Source organism: Micromonospora tarensis (assembly GCF_016803395.1).
GTDB classification, from domain to species: Bacteria; Actinomycetota; Actinomycetes; order Mycobacteriales; family Micromonosporaceae; genus Micromonospora; species Micromonospora tarensis.
Genome location: NZ_JAEVHL010000200.1, coordinates 1 through 11,888 on the forward strand (window position 1 = coordinate 1; position 11,888 = coordinate 11,888).

At 72.1% G+C, this 11,888-nt stretch carries 8 protein-coding genes and 1 pseudogene; 8 read left to right on the forward strand and 1 reads right to left on the reverse strand.

Features of this window, described 5'->3' with window-relative positions:
- Together JM949_RS27370 and JM949_RS27375 are read left to right on the forward strand one after the other, a co-directional pair.
- Positions 1-760 (forward strand): annotated as a pseudogene (locus tag JM949_RS27370) (cobyrinate a,c-diamide synthase); the annotation flags it as partial.
- Positions 757-1,326 (forward strand): GNAT family N-acetyltransferase, encoded by a 570-nt coding sequence (locus JM949_RS27375; RefSeq protein WP_203151110.1) that lies wholly within the window; start codon positions 757-759, stop codon positions 1,324-1,326. The pseudogene JM949_RS27370 and the gene JM949_RS27375, both read left to right, overlap by 4 nt.
- An 11-nt stretch (positions 1,327-1,337) precedes the next feature.
- Here JM949_RS27375 and JM949_RS27380 read toward each other — a convergent pair whose 3' ends face one another.
- Positions 1,338-3,467, reverse strand: coding sequence for a transglycosylase domain-containing protein (locus JM949_RS27380; protein ID WP_203151111.1), 2,130 nt, complete (start codon positions 3,465-3,467; stop codon positions 1,338-1,340).
- A gap of 121 nt (positions 3,468-3,588) precedes the next feature.
- On the opposite strand from JM949_RS27380, the gene cobC reads away from it, so the two are divergent.
- The 6 genes from cobC to JM949_RS27415 all read left to right on the forward strand — a co-directional run.
- On the forward strand, positions 3,589-4,662 hold the full coding sequence (gene cobC, locus JM949_RS27385) for an Rv2231c family pyridoxal phosphate-dependent protein CobC (protein ID WP_203151112.1): 1,074 nt from the start codon (positions 3,589-3,591) through the stop codon (positions 4,660-4,662).
- On the forward strand, positions 4,662-5,930 hold the full coding sequence (locus tag JM949_RS27390; protein WP_255545669.1) for a nicotinate-nucleotide--dimethylbenzimidazole phosphoribosyltransferase: 1,269 nt from the start codon (positions 4,662-4,664) through the stop codon (positions 5,928-5,930). Before cobC ends, JM949_RS27390 begins: the two co-directional genes overlap by 1 nt.
- A 305-nt stretch (positions 5,931-6,235) precedes the next feature.
- Positions 6,236-7,942, forward strand: a complete 1,707-nt coding sequence (locus tag JM949_RS27400; protein ID WP_203151113.1) for a glycosyl hydrolase — start codon at positions 6,236-6,238, stop codon at positions 7,940-7,942.
- 222 nt (positions 7,943-8,164) lie between these two features.
- Positions 8,165-10,102, forward strand: a complete 1,938-nt coding sequence (locus JM949_RS27405; protein WP_309232352.1) for a hypothetical protein — start codon at positions 8,165-8,167, stop codon at positions 10,100-10,102.
- Positions 10,103-10,231: 129 nt separating this feature from the next.
- Positions 10,232-10,747, forward strand: a complete 516-nt coding sequence (locus JM949_RS27410) for an acyltransferase (RefSeq protein WP_309232353.1) — start codon at positions 10,232-10,234, stop codon at positions 10,745-10,747.
- A partial coding sequence (locus JM949_RS27415; protein WP_203151115.1) for a GumC domain-containing protein occupies positions 10,740-11,888 on the forward strand: 1,149 nt, incomplete at its 3' end. The genes JM949_RS27410 and JM949_RS27415, both read left to right, overlap by 8 nt.

Consider the following 11,888-nt stretch of genomic DNA (forward strand, 5'->3'; position numbering starts at 1 on the left):
GCCGTCGCCGCCACCGTCACCTGGAGCGGCTGCTCGGGCTGGCCCGCTCCGCCCCGCCGCTGCCGCCCCGGCGTGGTCGCCAGAGGAGGCCCTCGGGGCGTTCACCGCCCCGGCGAACCGTCCGCTGGTGGCGGTCGCTGGTGGGCCGGGCGGCAGCTTCAGTCACCCGGAGACCGCCGAGCTGCTCCGGGCCGCCGGCGCGGAGGTCGTCACCATCGACCCGCTGCACGACGAGGCGCTGCCGGTCGGCACCCGCGCGCTGGTCGTCGGCGGCGCGCTGCCCGAGGCGTACGCCGAGCAGTTGTCGGCCAACCGGCGGCTCTGCATCGCGGTGGCCGAGTTGGCGCGCACCGGGCGTCCGGTGGTCGCCGAGGGCACCGGGTTGCTCTGGCTGGCCCGCGAGCTGGACGGGCTGCCGATGTGCGGGGTGCTGGACGCGGTGGGCGTCAGTCGCGACGGCCTGGTGGCCGGCTACCGGGAGGCGACCGCGCAGACCGACAGCGTGGTGGCCGCCAACGGCACCGTGCTGGTCGGGCACAAGGCGCACCGTGCGGTGCTCACCCCTCGGGCTGGTCAACGCCCGGCGTGGAGCTGGGATGGGGGCACGCCGGAGGGCTTCGTCTGGCGCAACGTGCACGCCTCGCAGCTCACAGTGCACTGGGCCGGCCATCCGGTGGCGGCCACCCGGTTGGTCGCCGCGGCGGCGGCCGACCCGGCGGCCGAGGCGGTGCCCGCGTCGTCCACCGGAGCGTCGGTGTGATCGGTCAGGTGGCGGTGCGCCGGTTTCCGGCGTTGACCGTCTCCACCCCGCGTACCGAGGTGCGCCGGCTCACCGCGGCGGACGCGACGGCGGTCGGGGAGGTCTTCGCCGACAAGTTGACCCGGCGCTGGCTGCCGTTGCCGGATGACTCCGGCCCGATCGACGGGCACGCCTGGTGCACCGATCTGGCCCGGCAGCGGCGCGACAGTGGTGACGGTGACCACTACGCGGTGCTGCGGCGGGAGGACGACCAGGTGGTGGGCTCGCTGTGGACGCGGCGGACCGACTGGGGCGCCCGCCTCACCGAGGTCTCCTACGCGATGGCCCCGCAGGCGCGGGGCTTCGGTCTCGCCGCCGAGGCCGTCGACGCGGTGGCCATCGCGCTGATCCTGGAGCACGGCTTCCAACGGGTCGAGCTGCGGGTGGCGCCCGGCAACCTGGCCTCCCGTCGGGTCGCCGAGAAGGCCGGCTTCAGCTACGAGGGTCTGCTGCGCAACGCCGGACTGGCCGGCGGCGGCCGGGTGGATCTCGAACTCTGGTCGTTCGTCGCCGCCGACCTGCGCTGACCCGGGCCGGGTCAGCCGACGATCGCGTCCGATGGTGGGGTGAACTGGCGGGTCGGAGTGCCCTTCAAACCGTCTCGCAGGGTCTCCGCGACGGCCGCGATCGGGATCTGGGACTGCCCGTCACCGACCGCGTTGAACGGGTTGTCCGGGTCGGAGATGAAGCTCGCCGCGGCCAGCTCCGGGGTGTAGCCGACGAACCAGGCGGACCGGGTGCTGTCGGTGGTACCGGTCTTGCCGGCCACCGGGCGGCCGACCGTGCCCCGCACGCTGTCGGCCGTGGACCAGCCGCCGCAGCTGCCGCGCGCCGGGGTGTCGCCGGTCGGGCAGCGGGCCGCGTCGGTGGCCGCCCGCGCGGCGTCCGCGCTGACCACCTGCCGGCACCGTGGCTTGGCCACCTCCCGGTGGATGCCGCCAGGCGTGGCGTACGTGGTCGGTGTGCCGTCCCGGTTCATGATCGCCTGTACCGGGATCGCCTCACAGTATCGGCCGTCGGCCGCGATCGCGGCGTACGCGTTCGCCATCTCCAGTGGGGTGGCGTCGGAGACGCCCAGGGTGAACGCGCCCCACTTCGACGCCTTCGCGGGCGAGGCGTGGTCCCGGTCCACGTCGGTGCGCCAGCGCAGCCCGAGCTGCTCGGCCAACCGGACCGCCCGCTCCGCGCCGACCTTCTCCTCCAGCCACACGAAGTACGTGTTCACCGACTTGCCGAACCCGGACCACATGGTCTGCTGCCCGGTCATCGCGGCGCTGGCGTTGGAGGGGGACCAGCCGTCGTAGACCGCCGACCGGTAGCGGTAGGGGGCGTTGAACGAGGTGGAGAGGGTCATTCCCGAGTCCAGCGCGGCCAGCATCGGGAACATCTTGAACGTCGACCCCGCCTGGTAGCCCGCCAGGTCACCACCGCCGAGCAACGGGGCCACCGTGTTGGGGTAGTTGGCCTTCACCTTCGGCCCGGCCTCGGGGTTGGAACTCGGTGGGTTCTCGCTCAGGTCCAGCGAGTACGTCCGGTTCACCGCCATCGCCTTGACCCGCCCGGTGCCCGGCTCGGAGACCACGATGCCGTTGGCGAACGGGCTGCCGGTGCCCTCCTTGGCGCCGACGTTCTTCTCCGCCGCCTCCTGGATCTTCGGGTCGAGGCTGAGCACGATCCGGTAGCCACCCCGGCGTAGGTTGTCCATCCGTTCCATCCGGGTCGCCCCGAACGCGGGCTGGGCGCTCCACCAGTTCTTCAGGTAGTCGCAGGCGAAGCCCCAGCTGTTGTACTTCTCCGCCACCGCGGCGCAGTCGTGCGGCGGGGTGGTCAGTTTCAGTCGGATCGGCTCGGACTTGGCGGCGGCGGCCGAGTCGGGGGAGAGGTAGCCGAGCTGGCTCATCCGGTCCAGTACGTAGTTGCGCCGCCCGGTGGCCTCCTTCTGGTCGGAGTCGGCCGGGTCGTACTCGGAGGGGGACTTGACCAGCCCGGCGAGGGTGGCGGCTTCGACCGGGGTGAGGTCCTTCGGGGTCTTGGAGAAGAAGATCTCGCTGGCCGCGTAGATGCCGTACGCCCGGTGCCCGAAGTACGCCGAGTTCAGGTAGCGCTCCATGATCTGTTCCTTGCTCAGCTCCTTCTCCAGGTCCAGCGCCATCCGCATCTCTTTGATCTTGCGAACGCTGGTCTGCTGGGTGGCCTCCTGGACCTCCTTGGGGGTGGTCGCGCTGTCCCGCAGGGCCATTCGGACGTACTGCATGGTCAGCGTGGACGCGCCCTGGGAGCCGCCGGAGCGGGCGTTGGCGACGAAGGCACGGGCGACGCCCTTCGGGTCGACGCCGTGGTGCTGGTAGAAGCGGGAGTCCTCGGCGGCGACGATCGCCTGTTGGATGTTCGGCGACATGTCCGACAGCTTGGTGTACTGCCGGTACTCCTCGTAGAACATGGTCAGCACGGTCTTGCCGTCCGGGGCGTAGACGTACGAGGTCTCGGCGGGCAGGGCGGTCTTCAGCACCCTGGTCTTCTGCTCCACTGCGTGCGCGGTGGCCTTCGCGCCGAGCCCGGTGAGGGCGACCAGTGGGTAGGCGGCGGCGGCGATCACGATGCCGGCGATCAGCCCGGCGCGGAGAAGAGGGACGAGACGACCAGCGGCAGCAAGGGGTCGGTTGCTCACGTGGTCAAGTTATGACATTTCCGATTCGTACATGAGAAGAACTCTTAAACCGGCGAGTGGTGACGCGGCTTACGGTGGGATCGACTGTCCCACCGGCCGCCTTCCCGGCAGGATCGCGGACATGTCCGACCAGCGCAGTGCCGTCGCGGCCGAGCCGGACCTCGCGCACCACGGGGACGCGGAGGTCGGCGACGGCCTGATCGACCTCGCGGTGAACGTCCGCCAGGCGCCGCCTCCCGCGTGGTTGGCCACCCCGATCGCCGCCACCCTGACCGACCTGGCCCACTATCCGGACCCGGCACCGGCCCGGGCCGCGGTCGCCGCCCGACACCGTCGTCATTCGAACGAGGTGCTGCTCACCGCCGGTGCCGCCGAGGGCTTCGTGCTCATCGCCCAGGCGCTGCGCGGCGTTCGCCGTCCGGTGGTGGTGCACCCCCAGTTCACCGAGCCGGAGGCGGCGCTGCGGGCCGCCGGACACCGGGTCGAGCGGGTGCTGCTGGACGCCGCCGCCGACTTCCGGCTCGACCCCTCCCGGGTGCCCGCCGACGCCGACCTGGTGGTGATCGGCAACCCGACGAACCCGACCTCGGTCCTGCACCCCGCCCAGACCGTCGCCGCGCTGGCCCGCCCCGGTCGGGTGCTGGTGGTCGACGAGGCGTTCGCCGACACCACAATCGCCAGCGGGCACCCCGGCGAACCGGAGTCGCTGGCCGAACGGCGCGACCTGCCGGGGCTGCTCGTGCTGCGCAGCCTCACCAAGACGTGGGGCCTGGCCGGACTCCGGATCGGCTACCTGCTCGGTGCCCCGGAGCTGCTGTCCCGCCTGGCCGCCGTCCAGCCGCTCTGGGCCGTCTCCACACCCGCGCTGGCCGCCGCGTCGGCCTGCGCCACCGACGTCGCGGTGCACGCCGAACGCGAGATCGCCGCCGGCCTCGCCGCCGACCGCGACCACCTGGTCGCGCGCCTCGCCGAGCTGCCCGGGGTACGCGTCGTCGGCCGCCCCGCCAGCGCGTTCGTCCTGCTGCACCTGGCGGGAGCGGCAGCGATCCGGGCCGCCCTGCGCGAGCGGGGCTGGGCGGTGCGCCGAGGCGACACCTTCCCCGGCCTCGGCCCGGACTGGCTGCGGGTCGCGGTCCGCGACCGACACACCACCGACACGTTCATCGCCGTGCTGCGCGAGACCATGGAGGCATGATGCTGGAGACCACGATCGCCGCGATCCGACCACCGGACGAGGCGGCCATGGCCGCCGCCCGCGAGCTGCACAGCCGGCTGACCAAGCCGGCGGGCTCGCTGGGCGCGCTGGAGGAGCTGTCGGTACGCCTCGCCGGCCTGGCCGGGGTCTGCCCGCCACCGCTGCCCGAGCCGGTCGCGGTGGCGATCTTCGCCGGCGACCACGGGGTGCACGCCCAGCGGGTGAGCCCGTGGCCGCAGGAGGTCACTGCGCAGATGGTCGGCAACTTCCTGGCCGGCGGCGCGGTGGTCAACGCGTTCGCCCGGCAGGCCGGCGCATCGGTCACCGTGGTCGACGTCGGGGTGGCCACCCCGCTGCCCGTCCCTGGGGAGTCCGGCGCGACCATCCTCGACCCGTCCACGCCCCGACTGGTCGCCGCGTCCGTCCGCGCCGGCACCCGCGACCTCGCGGTGACCGCCGCACTCACCCGGGACGAGACGCTGGCGGCGGTGCGGACCGGCATCCGGATCGCCGACGAGCTGATCGACGCCGGGGCCGGCATCCTGCTCACCGGTGACATGGGCATCGCCAACACCACCCCGGCGGCGGCGCTGATCGCCGCGTTCACCGGCGTCGACCCGCTCGACGCCACCGGCCGGGGCACCGGGATCGACGACCCGACGTACGCCCACAAGGTGGGGGTGGTGCGGGCCGCGCTGGCCCGGCACACCCCCGATCCGACCGACCCGCTGGGTGTGCTGGCCGCCGTCGGCGGCCTGGAACACGCCGCGCTGGCCGGGTTGATCCTCGGTGCCGCGGCCCGCCGCACGCCGGTGCTGCTCGACGGCGTGATCGCGGTCTCGGCCGCGCTCGCCGCCGCCGCGCGGCTGGGCTGCTCCTCGGTGACGGTGGTCGCCCGTCGGCGGGAGGCGGTCGACGAGCTGCGACCGGTGGCGGACGCGCTGGGTGTGGCGCTGACGCCGGTCGACTGGGTGGACGCCCCCCGCGCTGTCGCCGCCGCCGACGTGGTCGTCTCCACCGTGCCGAAGGGGGTGGCCGACCCGCTGGCCGACGCGGTTGCCTGGCCGGCGGGCGCGGTGTTCTTCGACGCCCTCTATGACCCGTGGCCGACCCCGCTGGCTGCCTCCGCCGTGGCGGCCGGCCTGCGCGTGGCGTCCGGATTGGACCTGCTGCTGGCCCAGGCGGTCGGGCAGTTCGAGCAGTTCACCGGCGTGGCCGCGCCGAGGGCGGCGATGGCCGCCGCGCTGGCGGCCGCCCGCGCCAGCTGACGACCGGACAGCCGGTCCAGAGCAGACGGACCTCGACCCGGTGAACGGGTCTGTGCGGTGTGCCGCGTCGGCGAACACTGCGGAGCTGGACGTAGCCGACCCGCGCACCCCGTTGACGTCGCGCGTGCCGCGCGGGCAAGGTGTGTGACGGGCTTCGGTCGCATCCGGGATGAGAGCCCGGCATTCCCTGAGGCAGTTTCTTAGCTGACGGTTAAGACGCGCTTACGGAAAACTGTCCTACCTGCCACCTGTCCTGGTCATCGATACGCTGCTCACCGTTACGGACGCAGACACAGGGAGTTTCCTTGACCAGGCACGGACTGCACCGCATCGCCCGGTTCCGCTCCGAACCAAGGCGCAGGGCGATCGCCATCGGCGTGATCGGTGGTTCGGTGGTGGCCGGCATCGTGGCGACCATGATGCCGCTGCTCGCCAGCGACGACCTCTCGATCAGGGCGGCGGCGGACACCACCGCGACCGCGGTGACGCAGGACGGTGACAACGCGGCCAAGACGACGCTGGCCACCTGCGCGACGCGCTGCGACGGCAATCCGCGCGGTGCCCGGGAAGCGGTCATCGAGTTCGCGGTGACCACGGTGCCGGCCAACGCGGTGAACATCCGGGCGACGCTGCGGGTGCACGCCTGGCAGCAGTTCGCCGCCACGGTGACGGCGCACGCGTCGCCGCTGAGCGCCCGCGAGGCGCGGCCTCCGCTGGTCTCGGCCGGTGCTGCGCTGGACAGCGTGAACGCCGTCGCCAAGGGCTTCAACGAGTGGGACATCTCCAAGCTGGTCACCGGCAACGGCACCTGGACGGTCTCGCTGGCCCAGGGTGGCCTGGAGAGCCGGATCTACTGGGCGTCGGTCGAGAACCGCAACCCGGACCTGCGCCCCAGCCTGGTGATCAGCTACGACCTGGGAACCCGGCCGTCGCCGGTGACGCCCACCCGGCCGGCGCCGCCGCCGTCGCCGAGCACGCCGCCGACCACCGCCGCGCCCACCACGTCGCCGACAGTCGCCCCGACCCGTACCGCGACCCCGAGTGCCGGCGGCACGCCGCCGACCGGCAAGTGCGGGTCGGTGTCGGACAAGCTGGTCCCCTCCTGCGGTGCCTGGTGGGGCATGTACTCGCCCGCCGGGGCGTCCGGCGGCTGGGACCACGGCAAGGCTGTCGCCGACGTGGAGGCGCAGGTCGGGCGGAAGTTCGACATCGTGCACCGCTACCACGACTTCTCCAACGTTGGCAGCAACGGCGCGTTCCCCGACGCCTACGAGGTGCGGCAGATGCGCGAGGGCAGGCTGATGTTCTTCGCCTGGGAGTCCCGTGACTTCTCCGCCGGCACCACCCTCAAGTGGTCGGATGTCTACAGCGGTCGGCAGGACAGCACCATCGACGCGGTCGCGGGCCGGATCCGCGCCGCCGACACCCCGGTCTTCATGGGCTTCGACCACGAGCCGGAGGACGAGCCGAGCAAGGGCAGTGACGCCGACTTCGTGCGCGCCTGGCGCTACGTGCACGACCGGTTCGTCAAGGCCGGCGCCACCAACGCGGTCTGGGTCTGGACGATGATGGGCTGGTCCGGGCACTACTCGCGGTACGCCGGTCTGTACCCGGGTGACAAGTACGTCGACTGGGTGGGCTACGACCCGTACAACTTCCACGTCTGCAACGGCAGCACGGTGTGGAAGAGCCCGAGCACCACGATCGGTGGCTTCTACAAGTGGCTGGACGAGAACGGCGTCGGTGCCGGCAAGCCCCGGATGCTCGCCGAGTTCGGCACCAACTTCGACTCCACCGACCCGGGCGCGAAGCAGCGCTGGTTCCAGGACTTCCCGGCGGCGCTGAAGGCGCACCCGAAGATCAAGGCAGCCATCTACTTCAACTCGCCCGGCATGACCACCCGCACGTCGACCTGCGACATGACGATGAACCACGACGCCGCGGCGGTGGCCGGCTTCGCGCAGGCCGGCCGCGATCCCTACCTGCGGCAACCCACCGGAGGTAGCCGCTGACGATCGACATCGTCTGACAGCACGACGTTCGCCGGGGGTCGGACAATCCGATCCTCCGGCGTTCTGTCGGCTTGCGGATTCATGCACCGCCCAATCGGCGGATTTTGCTTACCAGGCTGGACGAGGCACGCTACCTCGGGTTCTCATCCATCTTGGAGGCGCAGCGTGCCCAAACTCTCGCACTTGTGGCGTTCGGTAGGACGACGTCGTACTAGGGCGGGGGTGGTCGCGTTGGCGATCACCGCCGCGGTTCTGGGTGTGCCCACGACCTCGTCGGCTGCGGTGGTGCCGGTCCCGGAGACGGCGACAGTGGTGTCGGCGAATCCCGCAGACGTGACCCCGCACGCCCGAGACGGTGAGACCCGCGCCTTCGCGCAGGTGGGCAACACGGTCTTCGTCGGCGGCAGTTTCACCCAGCTTCGGCAGACGGCCAGCTCCGCGTGGGTCACCCAGCGCTACCTCTTCGCCTACGACCGGACCACCGGCACCATGTCCACGGCCTTCCTGCCGGTGCTCGACGGCGCGGTCAACACGCTGCTCGCCGGTCCCGGCGGCACGCTGATCGTCGGCGGCGCCTTCAAGACCGTCAACGGCGTCTCCCGGAAGAACCTGGTGGCGCTCAACCCCTCTACCGGCGCGATCATCGACAGCTGGGTCGGTCGCTCCGACGGCGGCACGGTCCGTGATCTGGCCCTGCACGGCAACTGGCTGTACGTGGCCGGGGCGTTCAACTGGCTCAACGGCACCGCGCACGTCGGTCTCGGCCGGCTCAACGCGACCACCGGCGCGATCGACCCGACCTTCGTCATCGACGCCACGGTCGGGCGGCACGGCACCACGTCGTACGTCTGGACCATCGACGTCGCCCCGGACGGCAACACGCTTGTCGTCGGCGGCAACTTCACCCTCGTCAACGGCGTGTCGCGCAACCAGATCGCGTTGGTGGACGTCGCCGCGACGCCCACGCTGATCGACTGGAGCAGCGACAAGTTCATTCCGGGGTGCGCGTCGCCGGCGACGTTCGTGCACTACGTGCAGGACGTCAAGTTCGGTGGTGACGGCAGCTGGTTCGTGGTCGGCACCAACGGTGGCGCCGGCTGGCCGGCCGCGTACTGCGACGCCCTGGTCCGCTTCGAGACCGCCGCGCGCGGCGGCGGCCAGCTCGCCACCTGGGTCGACTACACCGGCAACGACACCATCACCTCGGTCGAGGTGGCGGACAACGTGATCTACCTGGGCGGGCACTTCCGCTGGTTGAACAACCCGAACGCCAGCGACAACGCCGGCCCGGGCGCGATCGACCGGCTCGGCATCGCCGCCGTCACCCCGGCGACCGGTCTGCCGGTGAACTGGAACCCGCGGCGCAGCGGCAGCGCCTCGATGCCGGCGGGCACCAGCAGTTGGGGCTCCTCGGTGCCGGTGCTCTGGCGCGGTTCCGACGGTCTCTACTTCGGGCACAACTCCGACGGCATGGGCGAGGAGTACCACGGCCGGCTCGGCATGTTCCCGCTCGCCGGCGGTCGCACCTTCACCCCGAAGAACCCGCCCGCCGCCACCACCGGCAACCTCTACCTGAACACCGGTCCGGGCACCGTGGCGAAGGTGCCGTTCGACGGGACGGCGCTGGGCACCCCGGCCACGGTCAGCCAGCCCGCGTACACGGCGGCCGGCGCGACCTGGCGGGTGGACGACCGGATCTACTGGTCGCACACGGTGGCGGGCACGCCCACCGGCAGCCGGATCGACGTCTCGCTCTTCAGCGGCGGCGCGATCGGCTCGCCGTGGGAGGCGTCCGGCTACAACGACTGGTTCAACCCGGCGGTGCTGACCGGCGCCTTCTTCCTCGACGGCCGGCTCTACTACACCCGTACCGGGACCAACAACCTCTACTACCGCTACTTCGAGATCGACGGCAACTACCTCGGCGCCACCGAGTTCACACTGCCGACCAGCGGCGTGACCTGGTCCGGGGTGCGCGGCATGGCCTGGGTGGGTGGCCAGATCGTCTACGGTTTCACCGACGGCGCGCTGCGCAGCGTGGCGTTCGACCCGACGGCCGCGCCGAGCGTGGCGGTCAACGGCACCACGGCGACTGTCATCGCCACGGCGACGCCCGAGTTGTCCTGGTCTACCCCATCGACCTTCTTCTCCGTACAGTAAGGGTCAACAGTTCGTAACGGAGCATCGGTAAATTGTTCACGTTGGGCCGGTGGCGGCACCACCGCCGCCGGCCCCGCGACTTGGGGAGGGTCGTTGCACGGCGCCGCTGGCATCCGAACGAGACGCGCGGTGCGTCTGGTCTTCGCGGTCAAACGCGGCTGGTACCGCCTCCGCTACCGACGGTTGACGCTCGGCCGGGACGTGGAGATCCGTGGTCGGATCCGACTACGTCGCGGCGTACGGGTGACCATCGGCGACCGCACCCGGTTGAACAAGCTCGTCCGCTTCGCCGGCCCTGGCGAGGTTCGGGTCGGGGCCGACTGTCTGCTCAACGCCACCTGGATCGGCACCTGGACGTCGGTGACGGTGGGGGACCGGTGCCTCCTGTCGGACTGCGAACTGCTCGACAACGACTTCCACAACCTGCCGCCCGAGCAGCGGCACGCGCCGCCCGGCCCGCTCACCCGTGCCCCGATCGTCCTTGAGGACAACGTCTGGGTCGGCGCGCACGCCCTGGTCATGAAGGGCGTACGGGTCGGTCGGGACAGCGTCGTGGGCGCGGCGACAGTGGTTCGCACGGACGTGCCACCCGGCGTGGTGGTGGTCGGCAATCCTCAACAGACGGTGAAGAAGTTCCATGACTGATGCAGCGCCCGGCTCCTGGCCCACGGACGGCCCGCCCGCCGACTCCACCCGCTCGGTGACCCTCACCGACCTACTGCGGGTGCCGATGCACCGGGTGCGGCTGGTGGCGGCGGTGGCCGCGGTCGGCCTGCTCGCCGCGCTCGGCTACGTGGTGCTGGTGCCGGCGGCGCTGACCGCGAGCGCCGTGGTCGCGGTCCGGCCGGTGGTGACCGACGCCTTCACCCCCAGCGGCGCGGGCGCGGACCGCGCGGTCAACATGAACGTGGAGAGCGGCATCGCCACCGGCACCGAGGTCGTGCAGCGGCTCGCCGACGCGGCCGGCGCCGACCCGCGGGACATCCGGAACGCGCTCGAGGTCGAGGTGCCCACCGGTGGGCAGATCCTGCGCTTCACCTACCAGGCGCGCGACGCGCAGCGGGCGGTGCAGAGCGCCAACATGGCCGCCGAGGCCTACCTGAGCGTGCGACGAACCATGTACGAGCAACAGCGCGCCGAGATGCTGCGCTCCTACGACGCCAGCATCACCAAGGTCGCCGCCCAACAGGTCGCGTTGCAGAAACGGGCGAACACCGCGAAGGACAGCGCCGCCGGCGATGCCCTGGTGGCCGAGCTGGCCGGGATCAACAACCAGCTCACCCAGCTCAACGCCGCCCGCACCGAGATCGCCGCCGTCGACGTCAACCCCGGCTGGGTCACCCAGAGCGCCGAGAGGGCCCTTGTCACCTCCGCCGGGCACCGGCTGCTCTACCTGGTCGCCGGCCTGCTCGGTGGCGCGCTGATCGGCATCGTGCTCGCCTACCTCTGGGAGTCGACCGACCGGCGGGTCCGCTCGGTCGCGGACGGCCGGGACGCCTCCAATCTTCCGCTGCTCGGCACGGTGCGCCGGCCGCCGTTCCGGGGCAGCCCCCGCGCGGTCGACGCCGACGTCCGATACGTGGCGATGGCGGTCGCCGAGCGGGTCCGGCAACCCGCCCGGGTCGCACTGGTCACCGCCCGGGAGGACGCCACCGCGCTGACCGCCGGCCTCGCGGTGGCGCTCGCCGCCGACGGTCGGGAGGTCTTCGTCGCCGACGACAGCGGGCGGATCGAGCGGCTGCGCGCCAGCGTGCTCGCCGACCGGGGGCGGCTGCCCATCGACCCG

Bases quoted from the DNA above. Each gene is read 5' to 3' on its own strand.
- cobC (WP_203151112.1), top strand. From the start codon at position 3,589: ATGTCCGACCAGCGCAGTGCCGTCGCGGCCGAGCCGGACCTCGCGCAC.
- JM949_RS27390 (WP_255545669.1), top strand. From the start codon at position 4,662: ATGCTGGAGACCACGATCGCCGCGATCCGACCACCGGACGAGGCGGCC.